This window comes from Nocardia sp. NPDC059764 (genome assembly GCF_042732555.1).
Classification (GTDB): Bacteria; Actinomycetota; Actinomycetes; order Mycobacteriales; family Mycobacteriaceae; genus Nocardia.
In genome coordinates, this window is the sequence record NZ_JBHWHH010000174.1 from 1 (window position 1) to 15150 (window position 15150).

Here is a 15150-nt window from a genome sequence, read left to right on the forward strand (position 1 = left end):
GGGCGCCGTCACACCCAGAACCCGCCCGGTGCCCCGTAAGCCGCGCGTGTTTCGGCCCCCCCGGCCGTTTCGGCGTCCGGGTCAGCTCACGCGCGCGTTGGCGCTGGAGCCGGTGATGCCGAGGGACTGGAGCAGGCCGGCGGCGCTGCCCGTGTCGAGGCCGCCGGTGTTGTTGGACGCGGCGGCGACCGTGATGTCCACCGGGCCGACGGCCGCGGTCTGACCGCCGCCGTTGAGGGTGACCGTGATGTGGTGGGTGCCCGCCGAGGTCGGCGTCCAGTTGATGGCGGCCGTGGTGGCGGTTCCGCTCGCCGGGGTCGCCGTGCCGATGGACACGGTGTTCGACCCGGTGGTGTCGAAGATGTTCGCGCTGACACTGGGCGAGCCGGTGACGACGGTGATGGTGTACGTCTGGCCCACCGTGTAGCCGCTGCCCGCGACGGTCAGGCCGTTGACGGTGGTGTCCGCGGTGGCGAACGGAGCGGCGATGGCGATGGTGGCGGAGATGGCTGCGAAGCCCGCGGCGCTCAGGCCGGCCTTGCGGATGTTGGTCATAGATCTCTGTTCCTCACTCAGGAGACAAGCTATTCAGCGTGCCGATCAAACTGCCTAGCATCAGAAAGGAATCCCCGTCCCCGAAACCGGGATAATCGCCTGCCGGCGGTGAAAACCGTCAGCTGACCGAAGCGCCGATACCGTTGGAGGTGGCGGAGCCGGTGCCCAGCGACTTGATGATCGAATCGAAGCCGCCGCCCGTCGAGGGAGTGGTGGTCTTCGGCGGGGTGGTGGTGGTCGTCGGGGTAGTGGTGCCCGGGCCGCAGTCATTGCTGGTGGCCGAGGCGATCGGCGCGGTGAGCGCGATGGCGGCGGAGACTGCGGCGATGCCCGCGGCGCTGAAGCCGACCCGGCGGATGTTCTTCATCAAGCGTTTTCCTAACTTGGCAGACAAGCTCCTCGGCGTGCCCTCGAATAGCCCGGGACCGGGTAGGAATGGGATCGAGGGGCGGGCCGAGTGATGCGAAATACTAGTGTGTCAAATTGCCGGATACAAGAGTGGAAATCGCGGCCGCAGGGGGTGCGGCAAGGGTCTTCCGGCAGCGTGTTAGAGTCTTCAGGTTGTCTCGGCGAGGGTGTGGCACCTAGCTGCCCACCGTGATCGACGCGGCTCGGCCTATTCGGCCGTCCACGTTGGTCTTCGCCGACGAGCAGACCAACCACTTTGCCAGGGCGGCCCACGTCGCCTGGCGACACGCTGACATTACAGCCGGACGAGCCGTAGGGAGTAGACAGTCATGTCCGACGCCAACCTTCTCGAAGCCACCGTACGAACCGAGTTCGGCAAGGGCGCTGCCCGCCGTACCCGCCGCGACGGCAATGTCCCCGCCGTCCTGTATGGGCACAACGAGGAGCCGCAGCACCTGGCCGTGAGCGCCCAGGCGTTCGCCGCCATCCTGCGTGAGCACGGCACCAACGCCGTCCTGAACCTGGACATCAACGGCAAGAAGCAGCTGGCGCTGACCAAGTCGGTCGTCGTCCACCCGATCCGTCGCTACATCGAGCACGCCGACCTGCTGATCGTGCGTCGTGGCGAGAAGGTCACCGCCGACGTGAACGTCACCCTGGTCGGCGACGCCGCCTCCGGCACCCTGGTCACCCAGGACGCCACCACCCTCTCCATCGAGGCCGAGGCCCTGCACATCCCCGAGGCCATCGAGGTCTCGATCGAGGGCGCCGAGGCCGGCACCCAGATCCTCGCCGGCGGCATCGAGCTGCCGAAGGGCGTCACCCTCGCCGGTGACCCGGAGGCCCTGATCGTCAACATCATCGCCGCCCCGGCCGCCGCCGCCGAGACCGAAGAGGCCGCCGCCGAAGAGGCCGCCGCGGAGTAACTCCCTACTCCCGCAACGGTTCTCGATGACCGAGGCAACAGCCGGGCCCGCGCTCGTGGTCGGTCTGGGTAATCCCGGATCCGAGTACGAGCGCACCCGGCACAATGTCGGTTTCATGGTCGCCGATCTGCTCGCGGAGCGGGTCGGCGGCCGTTTCACCGTGCACAAGAAGTCCGGCGCGGATCTGCTCGAGGCCCGCCTGGACGGGCGCAAGGTGCTGTTGGCCAAGCCGCGCACCTACATGAACCTGTCCGGGCGGCCCGTCGCGGCGCTGGCCAAATTCTTCTCCGTGCCCGCCACCGAGGTGATCGTCGTCCACGACGAACTCGACCTCCCCTTCGGCCAGATCCGCCTCAAGCGCGGCGGCGGCGAGGGCGGGCACAACGGGCTGCGGTCGATCTCGCAGGCCCTCACCACCAAGGACTATCTGCGCGTCCGCTTCGGCATCGGCCGTCCGCCGGGCCGGCAGGATCCCGCGGATTACGTGCTGAAGCCGTTCTCCGCGCCGGAGCGCAAAGAGGTTCCGGTGATCGTCGAGCAGACCGCGGACGCGGTCGAGCTGTTGCTGCGCGTGGGTCTGGAGACCGCGCAGAACCAGCTCCACTGAGCCGCCGACTGGCTGCGCTGAGTCACCAACTACGTTGCGCCCCGGGGTGATTCGATCCCCGGGGCGCTTCGCGTCTCAGGACACGTTGGTGGCCGTCGCCGAGCGGCGCAGCTTGCCGGAGGAGGTCTTGGGCAGCGCGCCGGGGCCCAGCACGGTCACGCTGCGGGGGCGCACCCCCACCTCCGAGAACACCGCGTGCACGATGTCGTGCTCGATGCGGTGCACCTCCACCGGATTCTGGTGATCGTTGGATTCCACCACCACCGCGAAACTCTCGCGCTTCTGGCCCGCGTCGAGCCGCACCGCCACCGCATTGCCGGGCCGAACTCCCTTGACGCGCAGGGCGGCTCGCTCGATATCGGTCGGATAGATATTGCGGCCGCCCATGATGATGACGTCCTTGATCCGGCCGCAGACGACGATATAGCCCTCCTCGGTGAAGTAACCGATGTCGCCGGTGTCGAGCCAGCCCTCGGCGTCCTGCGCGGGGCGGAAGCCTTCGACGGTGACATAGCCGGAAGTCACCGCGGGCCCGCGCAATTCGATGACGCCGACACTGCGGGCGGGCAGCGGCTGACGCTCGGCGTCGACCACCCGGCCCTCGAGATTGTCGACCAGGTAGCCCAGGGTGGGCAGGCGGCGCACGCCCCCGTGATGGTGTTCCGAATCGCGGACCGGCACCGCCTTGCCGAGGGCTTCGAGCAGATCGGCGTCGACGACATCGAGGATCTGGCCCAGTCCCGGATCCGGGATGGAGACGGCCAGGGTGGTCTCGGCCATGCCGTAGACCGGGGTGAGGGCCGCGGGGTTGAGGCCGAAGCGCTGTCCGGCCACGGCGAGCGCCTCCATGGTGTCGGCGTCGACGGGTTCCGCGCCGTTCCACATGTAGCGCACGCTGCTCAGATCCAGCGAGCCCTCGTCGGCGTTGCGTAATCGCCGGGCCAGCAGCGAGTACGCGAAATTCGGGGCGGCGGTGACTGTTCCGCGATATTTGGAGATCAGCTCGGCCCACAGGATGGGCCGGGCCAGGAAGTCCAGCGGGGTCACGCACACCACTTCGGCGCCGAACTGCATGGGCACGCTGAGGAATCCGACCATCCCCATGTCGTGGAACAGCGGCAGCCAGCTGACCATCACGTCGTCGTCGAGCTGGAACTTCACCCGGTCGAACATGGCGTAGGCGTTGACGAAGAAGTTGCCGTGCGTGATCCGCACGGCCTTCGGCGAGCCGGTAGACCCGGAGGTCAACTGCTGCAACGCGATATCGTCCTCGCCCGTGGGCACCGGGTCGATGGGGTCGCCCGCGCGCATCGAGTCCAGGGTCACCACGGTGATACCGCGTTCGCGCAGTAGTGGTTCCGCGATCTCGAAGGGCGCGCCCAGGATGACCGCCCGCGCCTCGATCATGCCCAGCACCGTCTCGGTGTCGTGGGCCCACACCTCCAGATCGGTGCGCGGCGTGGGTTGATGGAGCATGGTGAGCGAGGCGCCACGCATCCACGCCGCCTGGCAGGCGGGCGCGATGTCGACGGGCATCCCGGCCAGCACGCCCACGGCGTCGCCGGGGCCGATGCCGGCGGCCGCCAGCCCGCCCGCCATGCGGCGGGCGATGTCGTGGATCTCGGCCCATGTCTGACGCAGCGGTGCGTCGGGCTCTCCGGTCACCAGTCCGCGCTGGGAAACGCGGGCGGTGGCATACATTTCGTCGGTGAAGCGGCTCACGCAGAACACTCCTCGAATGCCGGACCAGCATTCAAATATCCCGCGTTCGAGGTGCGCTGTGAACCGTTTTCGGGTGATCCGGTCTGGTATGTGAGGGTTCTGAGGATCTATACGAGAGCTCGTACGGCCCCGGCGAAGCGGTCCAGATCCTCGAAGCTCACGAAGCAGTGCGGGGAGGCCCGAACCACCGAGTTCAGTTCTCGCGCCGACATATCCAGCAAGGTGGAGCTGCGGTGGCTCACCGTCACGGTGATCGACTCCGCGGCCAGCCGGTCGCGCACCCGGATGGGTTCCAGCCCGTCCAGGGTGAATGACACGATGCCCGCGTGCTGGATGCCCCGGTCGCGCACATCCACGCCGGGAATCTCGGCCAGCGCCTTGCGCAGATACTCGGCGCGCTCGGCGATGGCGGCGTAGACGGCGGCCGGGCCGAGGTCGAGCAGGTACCGCACGGCCGCGCCCAGGCCCAGCCGGGCGGCGACGGAATGCTCCCAGAACTCGAAGCGCCCGGCGTCGGGGGAGAGCACGTAGTCGTCGGGGGCGGTCCATTCGGCGCTGTGCAGGTCGAGGCGGCCGGGTTCCAGGCTCAGCGCCAGTTCTGGACGCACGTACAGGAACCCGGTGCCGCGCGGGCCGCGCAGCCATTTGCGGCCGGTGGCGGACAGCGCGTCCACATCCAGGGCCGCGACGTCGAGGGGCAGCTGACCGGCCGACTGGCAGGCGTCCAGCAGCACCAGCGCGCCGGACCGGTGCGCGATGCGGGTGGCCTCGGCGACCGGGTTCACCAGGCCGCCGTTGGTCGGAACGTGAACCAGTGACACCAGTTTCACGCGTTCGTCCATCATGGCGGTGAGCGCGTCCAGGTCGAGCTGGCCGCTGCTGTCGCTGGGGATGGCCTCGACCACCGCGCCGGTCTGCCGGGAGCGCTGCAGGGCGGCGATGGCATTGCTGCCGTAGTCCGCGCCGGAGATCAGGATGCGGTCGCCGGGGGCCAGTGGGACCGAGTAGAAGAAGTCGCTCCAGGAGCGGCTGGCGCTGTCGCTGAGGGCCAGGGCGGCGGGGTCGGCGTTGATCAGTTCGCCGATCGCCGTCTTGACGGCGTACAGGTCATCGATGCGCTCGTTGGCCGCGCGGTAGCCACCGATCTCCGCTTCGCGGCGCAGGTGGGCGATGGTGGCGTCGACGACGGCCCGCGGGGGCAGCGAGGAGCCCGCGCTGTCGAGAAATATCTGGTTTTCACATCCGGGGGTATCGGCCCGCAATCCAGCCATATCCAGCATGGAATCGACCATATAGCTTGCCGCGTTCTTCATTTCGTCAGATTTCTTGTCACAGTCGCTCGCTACTCTGGTTTGGGTCGTCGTCCCGATCCCCAGCGGCGACCGCATCAGACGGAGGTTGGCAATGGCTGTCACAGCGTCACCCGCCGATGTGCTGCGCAGTGGCCTGGATGCCTCGGAACCCGGCGGCGAATTCACCTCACGCGCCGCCGCTGAGGCGTATGTCGGCAAAGTCTGTTTCAAACAGGGCCCACCGTTGCTCATCGGCGCCGAACTGGAGTGGCTCACCGCGCAAGGTGAACTTTCGGCGACGAATTCGCGTCCGGACCTCACGGTTCTCGCGGACGCCCTCGGGCCGTATGCGCCGCGGTCCATTTCCCCCGATTCCCCGGCCGATCCGTTGCCGGGCGGCAGCCGGGTCACCCTCGAACCCGGCGGTCAGATCGAACTGTCCAGTGCCCCGTTCGGAACCGCCGCCGAACTGTGCGAGCGCTTACGGGCAGACACGACCAGCTTGCGGGAGCTGCTCGAATCCCGCGGTATCCGAACCATTTCCGGCGCCGCCGACGCGGTCCGGCTGCCCCTGCGCGTCCTGCAGCTGCCGCGCTACCGGGCGATGGAGGAGTCCTTCGCCGGTCTGGGCCCGTTCGGGGCCCTCATGATGTGCAATACCGCCGCCACCCAGGTCAGCGTCGACGCGGGCGCGGACCCCGCCGAGATCGCCGCCCGCTGGCGGGCGCTGTACGCCGTGGGCCCGGCCCTGCTGGCGGCCTTCGCCTGCTCACCGGACCTGCACACCGCCCCGCCGGGGGCCTGGGCCTCGCAGCGCATGCGGGCCTGGCAGCGGCTCGATCAGCTCCGCACCCGCCCGCCCGTGCAGGACTGGGCCGATCCCATCGCCGGGTACGCCCGGTGGGCCCTGGACGTGCCTCTGCTGTGCGTGCGGGCCGAGGATCCGCTGGCCGCCGACTGGTCGGCCCCGCGCGGGGCCACCTTCGCCGACTGGCTGTGCGGGGCCCTGGACGAGGAGATCGGCCGCCGCCCGGACCAGGCGGATCTCGACTATCACCTCACCACCCTGTTCCCGCCGGTCCGCGCGTCCGGGCACCTCGAGGTTCGTTACCTGGACGCGCAGCCGGGCGACGACTGGTCGGTGCCGGTGCACGTCATCGACGCGCTGCTGTCGGATCCCGGAACCATCACGGAGGCAACGGCTCTGGCCGCCGACACCGCCGACCGCTGGTCCGAGGCCGCCCGCCGCGGCCTGGCCGACCCGGACCTGCGGGCCACCGCGGTCGCCCTGCTCGACCTGGCCGTCGCCCACGCCGCCACCCGCGAGGCCGAGGCGGAGCTGATCGCCGCCGCCGACCGATGTCGCGGCGGACTGACCCCCACCGGCGTCCATTGCGGAGGCGGCGCATGACATCTCACGAATCGGGAGTCCTCTCATGACTGTTCAGCATCTGCCGGGGTCGGACCGGGCCGAGACCGAGGCGCTGCGGTCGCGGATCGCGGAGTCCCTGGAGCGGGCGCGGCGGCGGACCATCGGACTGACCGAATGCCTCGACGAGGCCGAGCTGGTGGCGCAGCATTCGCGGTTGATGAGCCCGCTGGTGTGGGATCTCGCGCATATCGGCAACCAGGAAGAGCTGTGGCTGGTGCGCGATGTGGGCGGACGCGAACCGGTGCGGCAGGACATCGACCACCTCTACGACGCGTTCAAACACGCCCGCGCGGACCGGCCCGCCCTGCCGCTGCTGGATCCGACGCAGGCCCGCGACTATGTCGGCACCGTGCGCGAGAAGGTGTGGGATGTGCTGGACCGCAGCCCATTACGCGGGCCGGATCTGGTGCGGGACGGTTTCGCTTTCGGCATGATCGCCCAGCACGAGCAGCAGCACGACGAGACCATGCTGGCCACCCACCAGCTGCGGACCGGTGCGGCGGTGCTGTCCGCGCCACCGACTCCCGCCGCGCGGGTGCCCGTCACCGGTGAAGTCGTGGTTCCCGCAGGCGAATTCACCATGGGCACCGACAACGACCCGTGGGCGCTGGACAACGAAAAGCCCGCGCACCCGGTCCACGTCGACGGCTTCGCCATCGACGCCGCGCCGATCACCAACGAGCAGTACCTCGCCTTCGTCGACGACGGCGGATACGAGCGGCCGGAACTGTGGTCCGAGCGCGGCTGGGCGCACCGGGTGGAGGCCGGGCTGACCGCGCCGCAGTTCTGGGAGCAGGACGGCGGCGGGCGCTGGTGGCGACGGGTTTTCGGTGTCATGCAGCCGCTGCGCGCGCAGCAGCCGGTGGTGCACGTGTGCTGGTTCGAGGCCGAGGCGTACGCCCGCTGGGCCGGCAAGCGCCTGCCCACCGAGGCGGAATGGGAGAAAGCCGCGCGCTTCGACGCGAGCACCGGGCGCTCCCGCCGATTCCCCTGGGGCGATGGCGATCCCACCGAGGCGCTCGCGAATCTCGGTCAGCACCACCTGGAACCGGCCGATATCGGGGCTTATCCGGAGGGCGCGTCGCCGGCCGGGGTCCATCAGCTGATCGGCGACGTGTGGGAGTGGACGTCCTCGGGTTTCGAGGCGTACCCGGGCTTCCGGGCGTTCCCGTACCGCGAATACTCCGAGGTCTTCTTCGGCGGCGACTACAAGGTGTTGCGCGGCGGCTCCTTCGGCGCGGACCAGGTCGCCTGCCGCGGCACCTTCCGCAACTGGGACCACCCCATCCGTCGTCAGATCTTCTCCGGTTTCCGGCTGGCCCGAGATCTGCGACCGGACGAGCGCTGATGTGCCGTCACCTGGCCTATCTGGGTCCGCCGACCCCGGTCGGCGCGCTGCTCACCCAGGGCCCGCACTCGCTGCGTACCCAGTCCTGGGCGCCGCGGGAGATGCGCGGTGGCGGCACCATCAATGCCGACGGCTTCGGCGTCGCCTGGTGGCACCACCCCGACGCGGCGGCCCTCGACCACGGTCCCGGCGTCGTCTGGCACGGTGGCGCGACCGGCGATCCCGGGGAGAACCCGCCGCTGATCGATCCGGTGGTCAGCCGCTACCGCAATCCCGTCCCGATGTGGACCGATCCGGCCGTGGACGAGGTGCTGCCGCAGATCCGCTCGACGGCGGTGCTGGCCGCGATCCGTTCCGCGACCGTGGGCATGCCGGTGGAGCGGGCGGCCTGCGCGCCGTTCGTCCACGGCCGCTGGGCGTTCAGTCACAACGGCGCGATACCCGACTGGCGCGCCGTGCTGACCGCCGTGGCCGCCGAATTCGGTTCGGGCTCCCTGCTCGACGCCGAGTCGCTGACGGATTCCGGTGTGCTCTGGGTGATCCTGCGCCACTTGCTCGAGGACGGCGCGGAACCGGGTGCGGTCGTGCGGCGGGTGATGGCCGCGGTGCTGCAGCGATCGCCGCGGGCGCGATTGAACTTGCTGCTGGGCAACGGGTCCGGAGTGTGGGCGACGACGTGGCATCACTCGTTGGCGCTGCTGCCGGGCGATGGGTTCCTGCTGGTGGCGTCGGAACCGTTCGACGACGATCCGCGCTGGCGGCCGATCGAGGATCGGCGGTTGGTGCGGGCGCGGGTCGGCGAAATGACGGTGGAACCGCTGGATATCGAGATCGGAAGGGCTGGTTCATGACTGCGGCTACGGTGGAAATCCATCTGACGGACGAGGATTTGACGACCGCGTTGCGCGAGGACGTGCGGCGCGGGCTGACGGCGGAGCCGAAGTGGCTGCCGCCCAAATGGTTCTACGACGCGCGCGGCAGCGAGCTGTTCGAGAAGATCACCGAACTGCCGGAGTACTACCCGACCCGCACCGAGCGGGCACTGCTGGAACGGGTGGTCGGGGAGATCGCGCGGATCGCCGGGGTCGAGGTGCTGGTCGAGCTCGGCGCGGGGTCGGCGGCCAAGACCCGGCTGCTGCTGAACGCGCTCTCCGCGGCGGGACCGTTGAAGAGCTATGTGCCTCAGGATGTCTCGGTCTCGGCGCTGCGCATGGCCGCGGACGAGGTGGCGGCGGAGTTCCCGGGTCTGGCCGTGCACGGCGTGGTCAGCGACTTCACCAACACGCTGGACAATCTGCCCGGCGGCGGCCGGCGCATGGTCGCCTTCCTGGGCGGCACCATCGGCAATCTGGTTCCGGCCGAGCGCGCCGAATTCCTGGCGGGCATCCGGGATGTGCTCGAACCCGGCGAGCAACTGCTGCTCGGGGCGGGCCTGGTCATCGATCCGGCGGTGCTGGTTCCCGCCTACGACGATGCCGCCGGTGTCACCGCGGAGTTCAATCGCAATGTGCTGCACGTCCTCAACGCCCGTCTGGGCGCGGACTTCGTGCCGGACAAGTTCGCGCACGTCGCCCGCTGGGACGCCGAGAACGAGTGGATCGAGATGCGGCTCGAGGCCACCGAGGCCATGACCGTCCGCATTCCCGAACTCGACCTCACCGTCGATTTCGCGGCGGGCGAGCAACTGCGCACCGAGATCTCCGCGAAGTTCCGCCGCGAGGTGCTCGACAGCGAGCTGGACAGCGCCGGTTTCCGCGCCGAGCACATCTGGACCGACCCGCACCAGCGGTTCGCCCTGGTGCTCGCCGAACGCCGGTAAGCGCGGCTACTTCTGCGCCGTCACGGCCGCCAGCCATTCGATGAGCGGCCGCAACTGCTCCCACGCCGCCCGGACCTCCCGGGCGGCGCGCGGGGTGTTCAGCCACTTCGGGGCGCCGAAATCCCTTCCGGCGGTGAGGGATTTGTGCCGCAGCAACTCGATGCGCGGATGGTCGATGTCGTAGCCCTTGGGCTTGGTGGCCAGCTTGTCCCCGCCGATGGCGTAGCCGTCCGCGATCAGCCGGGCGATCAGCGCCTCCAGTTCCGCGCCGCGCACCTCGTCGTCGATGGCGGCGCGCAGCGCGGTGAGCTGGGCGGCCTCGGCGGCGTACATGCCGCCGGCCACCCGCAGCCCGCCCGCGCCGATCTGCACGTACCAGCCGGAGTACTGGGCGCTGTAGACCACCGCGCCCTGATGGTTCTTGTACGGCGACTTGTCCTTGGCGAAGCGCACGTCGCGGTAGGGGCGGAAGATCTTGGCGGTGCCGAAGTCGGGTTCCAGCTCGGTGACCAGGGCCTTCATCGGATCCCGGACCGACTCTTCCCACACGGTCTTGTGGGCGGTCCAGAAGGCCTTGGAATTGTCGGCTTCCAAGTCCTCGTAGAAGTCGAGTCCGGCGAGCGGGAATCCCGTGAACGCGGTCATGGATCGAGTGTCCGTGATGCTCGGCGGACGCGCGCGACCGCCCTAGTCCTCGAGCTCCTCGACGATGTCCATCGCGGCGAGCTCGGCGGGCCGGTTGTCCTCGATTCCGAGTTCCTCGCGCTGACGGCGGCGGGTCCACTCCTGGTCGAGTTCGTCGCCGATGCCGAGGCGGCCGTCGTCGTCGTTCTCGCGATTGCGGATGACCAGGTCGGAGGGCGGATCGGCGATGTAGCGCTGGTACTCGCGGATCTCGTCTTCCTGGTCGTCGTCGCCGAGGTCGTAGTCGAGGTTGTCGACATCGCTGTCGAAGACCTGATCGGTGTCGAAGACCTCGTCCATCAGCCGGGCGTCGTCCTCGTCGGGCCGGTCGGCCATGCGGCACCACCTCTCCGCGCTGTGAGCGCACCAGTAGCAAACCGTACGTCCGACCCAACGCTACCGCTTGCCAGCCCAAACGAACACGCCTGTCGACCCATTTCACGCAGAAGCGCCCCTCCTGAATCCAGGAGGGGCGCTTCGATGCGAGTGCTGTTACGCGTTTCCGTTGAAAAGGCCCGTGACGGAGCCGTTCTCGAAGACCTCGCGGATCGTCTGCGCCAGCAGCGGCGCGATCGACAGCACGGTCAGGGTCGGGAACTTCTTGGACTCGTCGATCGGGAGCGTGTTGGTGACCACGACCTCCTTGGCCCCGCAGTTGGCGAGACGCTCGGCGGCCGGATCGGACAGGATGCCGTGGGTGGCGGCGATGACCACGTCGCCCGCGCCGGCCTTCTTCAGCACCTTGACCGCGCCGGCGATGGTGCCACCGGTGTCGATCATGTCGTCGATCAGGATGCAGGTCCGGCCCTCGACCTCACCGACCACGCGATTGGAGACGGTCTGGTTGGGGACCAGCGGGTCGCGGGTCTTGTGGATGAACGCCATCGGCGCGTCCGCCAGCGAGTTGGCCCACTTCTCGGCGACCTTCACGCGGCCGGCGTCGGGGGAGACGACCGTGATGTTGGACAGGTCGTAGTTGTTGCGGATGTGCTCGGCCAGCTGCACCTGCGCGTGCATGTGATCGACCGGGCCGTCGAAGAAGCCCTGGATCTGATCGGTGTGCAGGTCGATGGTGATGATCCGGTCCGCGCCCGCGGTCTTGAGCAGGTCGGCGATCAGGCGGGCCGAGATGGGCTCGCGGCCGCGGTGCTTCTTGTCCTGGCGGGCGTAGGGGTAGAACGGCAGCACCGAGGTGATGCGCTTGGCCGAACCGCGCTTGAGCGCGTCGATCATGATCAGGTGCTCCATGACCCACTGGTTCAGCGGGGCGGGGAAGCTCTGCAGCACGAAGGCGTCGGAGCCGCGGACCGATTCCTCGAACCGGACGAAGGTCTCGCCGTTCGCGAAATCACGAGCGGTCTGGGGGGTGACGTGGACGTTGAGTTCCTTCGCCACCGCCTCGGCGAGCTCGGGATGAGCGCGCCCCGAGAACAGCATCAGATTCTTCTGGTTATCGGTAGAGAACGCGGTCACTGACGTTCGCCATCCTTTTGCTCGTTGGATTTCTCGGTGGTTCCCGCATCCTCCGGGTTCGAAGCGAGAGCCGCTTCGGCCGCGCGAGCGGCATCGGTACCGGGGCGATTGCGCTGCACCCAACCCTCGAGATTGCGCTGTGCTCCGCCCGATACCGCGAGCGCCCCCGGAGGAACGTTTCTGCGCAGTACAGTACCCGCCGCCGAGTACGCGCCGTCACCCACGGTGACCGGGGCGACGAACATGGTGTCGCTACCGGTCCGCACATGCGAGCCGACCGTGGTGTGGTGCTTCTTGACGCCGTCGTAATTGACGAAAACGCTGGATGCGCCGATATTGCTGTACTCGCCGATGGTGGCGTCGCCCACATAGGTCAGGTGCGGGACCTTGGAGTGGGCGCCGATGGTGGCGTTCTTGGTCTCGACGAAGCCGCCGATCTTGCCCTCCTCGCCGAGCGAGGTGCCGGGCCGGAGGTAGGCGAACGGGCCGACGTTGGCGCCCGCGCCGATGCTGGACTTCTCGCCGTGGGTGCGGACCACCTTGGCGCGGTCGCCGACGGTGACATCGGTGAGCGTGCAGTCGGGGCCGATCTCGGCGTCCTCACCGATCACGGTGTCGCCCAACAGCTGTACGCCGGGCCGGATGACGGTGTCGCGGCCGATCACCACATTGCCGTCGATCCAGGTGGTGCCCGGATCGATGATGGTGACCCCGGCGCGCATGTGCCGTTCCAGGATGTAGCGGTTCAGCGTCTTGGCCGCACCGGCCAGCTGCACCCGGTCGTTCACGCCGGTGACCTTGGCGGAGTCGACCAGCCGCGCGCCGTGCACCGGGTGCCCGGCCTCGCGGGCCAGCTTGAGCACGTCGGTCAGGTACAGCTCGTGGCGGGCGTTGGCGGTGTCGATGCGCGAGATCATGATTCGCAGCACGGCCGCGTCGAAGACGTAGACGCCGGAGTTGACCTCGGTGATCGCGGCCTGCTCCGGGGTGGCGTCGGCATGCTCGACGATCTCCATGACCCGGCCCTCGTCATCGCGCACGATGCGGCCGTAGCCGTTCGGGTCCTCGGGCACGAAAGTCAGTACGGTGGCGGCGGATCCGTCGGAATAGCTGCGGTGCTCGTCGAGCAGCGCGTGCAGGGTGTGACCGTCCAGCAGCGGGACATCGGCGTAGGTGACGAGGACATCGCCCGCGAAATCCTCGGGCAGTGAGGTGAGCGCGCACTGCACGGCGTGGCCGGTGCCGCGCTGCTCGTTCTGTACCGCCAGGGTGATCGGGCGGCCCAGTTCCGCTCCCACCTTGCCGACCGCGTCGCCGACCTGTTCGCGATCGTGGCCGATCACGGTGATGAGCGACGTCGGGTCGATCTCGTGCGCGGCATGCAACGCGTGCGCGAGCATGCTCCGGCCGGCCAGCGGGTGCAACACCTTGGGTGTCTTGGACCGCATTCGGGTTCCGGCTCCGGCTGCGAGAACGACGACGGCGGTCTCCTGTGGCATGGATCTCCCTCGGCTGCCAGTCATCGTGTGCTGAGTCAGGTTGTGCGGGGCCAACCATAGCGACCCTGCGCGCGAGCTCCGCCGCCAGGACTCGAACCTGGACAAACTGAACCAAAATCAGTTGTGCTGCCATTACACCACGGCGGATTGCAGCGTCATGCGGGTCTGATCCTCGCATGAAGTAGGCCCCAACGTCGAACCGTTAGGCGGTGGCGGATCGTGTTGCTTTCGTCGGGGCGGTCACCGTCCCGTAAGTTTGGCAACGTAACAGCGGATTTGGTGAGGTTCCGGGTAACTCCGGGGGTACGGGCTGACTCAGCCGATCGCGGGCCGCCGGCCCGCAACGTGAATGGAGCTGCGCCTGACCGGTCGGCTAAAAGGCGCGGAGAGGCGGGACTGTATGACGGCTGGCGAGGGTCAACGGCCGGCGCGGGCGCGCATGACCGGTACCCAGCGTCGTCAGCAGCTCATCGAGATCGGGCGGGCGCTGTTCGCCGAGCGCGGCTACGACGCCACCTCGATCGAGGAGATCGCGGCGCGGGCGCAGGTGTCGAAACCGGTGGTGTACGAGCACTTCGGCGGCAAGGAGGGGCTGTACGCCGTCGTGGTCGACCGGGAGATGTCGACGCTGCTCGAGATGATCACCTCCTCGCTCACCCAGAATCGTTCGCGGGTGCGGCTCGAGCAGGTGGCGCTGGCGTTGCTCACCTATATGGAGGAGCGCACCGACGGCTTCCGGATCCTGATGCGGGATCAGCCGGTGTCGGCGGCCGAGGGCACCTATTCGAGTCTGCTCAACGAGGCCGTGAATCAGGTGGCCCATATTCTCGCCGGGGATTTCGAACGTCGCGGCCTGGATCCGAATCTCGCGACGCTGTACGGGCAGGCGCTGGTGGGAATGGTTGCGACGGCGGCGACCTGGTGGCTGGACGAGCGCCAGCCCTCGAAGGAAGTGGTGGCCGCGCACCTGGTGAATCTGTGCTGGAACGGGCTCACGCATTTGGAGGCGGAACCGGAGCTGAAGTCGGAATGGCCGAGCGGCAAGGGCTTATAGAACCCTGCGGTCTGAATTTTGGTCTGATATGTCTGTCGTAGCGGGGCAGAACTGGACAGTTAACCAGCGAATTGCGAAGGAGGACGGGTCGAATGCTCGAATCGGCTGGCAGCACGCAGCCGGGTGGTACGGTTCACCCATCCTTCGAGTGCTGTTCGAACTGTGATGTCGGTCAACTTCGGGATGGCGGTCTACTTCAGGATGGCTGGTTTGATGACGGGCGGATCTGATGGCTGGGCAAGCGCGTGCGGAGATCACTCGCGATTCCGTGCTCGCGGGCGCTGCCGATGTCTTTCTCCGACTGGGCTACGCGAACGCGTCCCTGTCCGAG

15 protein-coding genes, 1 tRNA gene and 1 pseudogene are annotated in these 15150 nt (G+C 68.5%); 8 read left to right on the plus strand and 9 right to left on the minus strand.

Features of this window, described 5'->3' with window-relative positions:
- Positions 1 to 81: 81 nt before the first annotated feature.
- Together ACFV4K_RS28805 and ACFV4K_RS28810 are read right to left on the minus strand one after the other, a co-directional pair.
- Positions 82 to 555: a hypothetical protein gene (locus tag ACFV4K_RS28805; RefSeq protein ID WP_379279148.1), complete on the minus strand. Its 474-nt coding sequence runs from the start codon at positions 553 to 555 to the stop codon at positions 82 to 84.
- A gap of 118 nt (positions 556 to 673) precedes the next feature.
- Entirely contained in the window at positions 674 to 922 is a 249-nt protein-coding gene (locus tag ACFV4K_RS28810; protein ID WP_379279150.1) for a hypothetical protein, read from the minus strand.
- Positions 923 to 1292: 370 nt separating this feature from the next.
- Between ACFV4K_RS28810 and ACFV4K_RS28815 the strand changes: the two genes are divergently transcribed.
- Together ACFV4K_RS28815 and pth are read left to right on the plus strand one after the other, a co-directional pair.
- Positions 1293 to 1889 carry a 50S ribosomal protein L25/general stress protein Ctc gene (locus tag ACFV4K_RS28815; protein ID WP_379279152.1) on the plus strand — a complete coding sequence of 199 codons (597 nt, stop codon included), beginning with the start codon at positions 1293 to 1295 and terminating at the stop codon, positions 1887 to 1889.
- Between the two features lie 25 nt (positions 1890 to 1914).
- Positions 1915 to 2496, plus strand: a complete 582-nt coding sequence (pth, locus tag ACFV4K_RS28820) for an aminoacyl-tRNA hydrolase (protein ID WP_357092023.1) — start codon at positions 1915 to 1917, stop codon at positions 2494 to 2496.
- Positions 2497 to 2571: 75 nt separating this feature from the next.
- On the opposite strand, the gene ACFV4K_RS28825 is transcribed toward pth, so the two are convergent.
- Positions 2572 to 4218 (minus strand): fatty acyl-AMP ligase, encoded by a 1647-nt coding sequence (locus ACFV4K_RS28825; protein WP_379279154.1) that lies wholly within the window; start codon positions 4216 to 4218, stop codon positions 2572 to 2574.
- A gap of 107 nt (positions 4219 to 4325) precedes the next feature.
- Entirely contained in the window at positions 4326 to 5498 is a 1173-nt protein-coding gene (locus tag ACFV4K_RS28830) for an aminotransferase class V-fold PLP-dependent enzyme (protein WP_379279171.1), read from the minus strand.
- Positions 5499 to 5622: 124 nt separating this feature from the next.
- On the opposite strand from ACFV4K_RS28830, the gene egtA reads away from it, so the two are divergent.
- Genes egtA through egtD form a run of 4 tightly spaced genes read left to right on the plus strand, consistent with a single transcriptional unit; the run spans position 5623 to position 10109 of the window.
- Entirely contained in the window at positions 5623 to 6921 is a 1299-nt protein-coding gene (egtA, locus tag ACFV4K_RS28835; RefSeq protein WP_379279156.1) for an ergothioneine biosynthesis glutamate--cysteine ligase EgtA, read from the plus strand.
- Positions 6922 to 6946: 25 nt separating this feature from the next.
- The gene (gene egtB, locus ACFV4K_RS28840) at positions 6947 to 8290 is read left to right on the plus strand and encodes an ergothioneine biosynthesis protein EgtB (protein WP_379279158.1); all 1344 of its coding nucleotides are present in this window, start codon (positions 6947 to 6949) and stop codon (positions 8288 to 8290) included.
- Entirely contained in the window at positions 8290 to 9141 is an 852-nt protein-coding gene (locus tag ACFV4K_RS28845; protein WP_379279160.1) for a class II glutamine amidotransferase, read from the plus strand. The genes egtB and ACFV4K_RS28845 overlap by 1 nt, the downstream gene beginning before the upstream one ends.
- Positions 9138 to 10109 carry an L-histidine N(alpha)-methyltransferase gene (egtD, locus tag ACFV4K_RS28850; protein ID WP_379279161.1) on the plus strand — a complete coding sequence of 324 codons (972 nt, stop codon included), beginning with the start codon at positions 9138 to 9140 and terminating at the stop codon, positions 10107 to 10109. Before ACFV4K_RS28845 ends, egtD begins: the two co-directional genes overlap by 4 nt.
- A gap of 6 nt (positions 10110 to 10115) precedes the next feature.
- Here the strand turns inward: egtD and ACFV4K_RS28855 are convergent, their stop codons facing one another.
- From ACFV4K_RS28855 to ACFV4K_RS28875, 5 genes are all read right to left on the minus strand, one after another.
- Entirely contained in the window at positions 10116 to 10754 is a 639-nt protein-coding gene (locus tag ACFV4K_RS28855; RefSeq protein ID WP_379279163.1) for a DUF2461 domain-containing protein, read from the minus strand.
- Positions 10755 to 10796: 42 nt separating this feature from the next.
- Positions 10797 to 11129: a hypothetical protein gene (locus tag ACFV4K_RS28860; protein ID WP_379279165.1), complete on the minus strand. Its 333-nt coding sequence runs from the start codon at positions 11127 to 11129 to the stop codon at positions 10797 to 10799.
- A gap of 156 nt (positions 11130 to 11285) precedes the next feature.
- A complete protein-coding gene (locus ACFV4K_RS28865; RefSeq protein WP_379279167.1) occupies positions 11286 to 12266 on the minus strand; it encodes a ribose-phosphate diphosphokinase in 981 nt (326 codons plus the stop codon).
- Positions 12263 to 13765, minus strand: coding sequence for a bifunctional UDP-N-acetylglucosamine diphosphorylase/glucosamine-1-phosphate N-acetyltransferase GlmU (gene glmU / locus ACFV4K_RS28870; protein WP_379279169.1), 1503 nt, complete (start codon positions 13763 to 13765; stop codon positions 12263 to 12265). The genes ACFV4K_RS28865 and glmU overlap by 4 nt, the downstream gene beginning before the upstream one ends.
- A 76-nt stretch (positions 13766 to 13841) precedes the next feature.
- A tRNA-Gln gene (locus ACFV4K_RS28875) sits at positions 13842 to 13912 on the minus strand.
- A gap of 292 nt (positions 13913 to 14204) precedes the next feature.
- On the opposite strand from ACFV4K_RS28875, the gene ACFV4K_RS28880 reads away from it, so the two are divergent.
- Together ACFV4K_RS28880 and ACFV4K_RS28885 are read left to right on the plus strand one after the other, a co-directional pair.
- A complete protein-coding gene (locus ACFV4K_RS28880) occupies positions 14205 to 14819 on the plus strand; it encodes a TetR/AcrR family transcriptional regulator (protein WP_379279172.1) in 615 nt (204 codons plus the stop codon).
- A gap of 229 nt (positions 14820 to 15048) precedes the next feature.
- Positions 15049 to 15150, plus strand: a pseudogene (locus ACFV4K_RS28885) (TetR/AcrR family transcriptional regulator); the annotation flags it as partial.

Excerpts from the sequence above, each read along its gene's own strand:
- egtD (WP_379279161.1), top strand. The coding sequence starts at position 9,138 with ATGACTGCGGCTACGGTGGAAATCCATCTGACGGACGAGGATTTGACG.
- ACFV4K_RS28845 (WP_379279160.1), top strand. The coding sequence starts at position 8,290 with ATGTGCCGTCACCTGGCCTATCTGGGTCCGCCGACCCCGGTCGGCGCG.
- ACFV4K_RS28810 (WP_379279150.1), bottom strand. The coding sequence starts at position 922 with ATGAAGAACATCCGCCGGGTCGGCTTCAGCGCCGCGGGCATCGCCGCA.
- ACFV4K_RS28880 (WP_379279172.1), top strand. The coding sequence starts at position 14,205 with ATGACCGGTACCCAGCGTCGTCAGCAGCTCATCGAGATCGGGCGGGCG.
- ACFV4K_RS28805 (WP_379279148.1), bottom strand. The coding sequence starts at position 555 with ATGACCAACATCCGCAAGGCCGGCCTGAGCGCCGCGGGCTTCGCAGCC.
- egtB (WP_379279158.1), top strand. The coding sequence starts at position 6,947 with ATGACTGTTCAGCATCTGCCGGGGTCGGACCGGGCCGAGACCGAGGCG.
- glmU (WP_379279169.1), bottom strand. The coding sequence starts at position 13,765 with ATGCCACAGGAGACCGCCGTCGTCGTTCTCGCAGCCGGAGCCGGAACC.
- ACFV4K_RS28855 (WP_379279163.1), bottom strand. The coding sequence starts at position 10,754 with ATGACCGCGTTCACGGGATTCCCGCTCGCCGGACTCGACTTCTACGAG.
- ACFV4K_RS28860 (WP_379279165.1), bottom strand. The coding sequence starts at position 11,129 with ATGGCCGACCGGCCCGACGAGGACGACGCCCGGCTGATGGACGAGGTC.
- ACFV4K_RS28830 (WP_379279171.1), bottom strand. The coding sequence starts at position 5,498 with ATGCTGGATATGGCTGGATTGCGGGCCGATACCCCCGGATGTGAAAAC.
- pth (WP_357092023.1), top strand. The coding sequence starts at position 1,915 with ATGACCGAGGCAACAGCCGGGCCCGCGCTCGTGGTCGGTCTGGGTAAT.
- egtA (WP_379279156.1), top strand. The coding sequence starts at position 5,623 with ATGGCTGTCACAGCGTCACCCGCCGATGTGCTGCGCAGTGGCCTGGAT.
- ACFV4K_RS28815 (WP_379279152.1), top strand. The coding sequence starts at position 1,293 with ATGTCCGACGCCAACCTTCTCGAAGCCACCGTACGAACCGAGTTCGGC.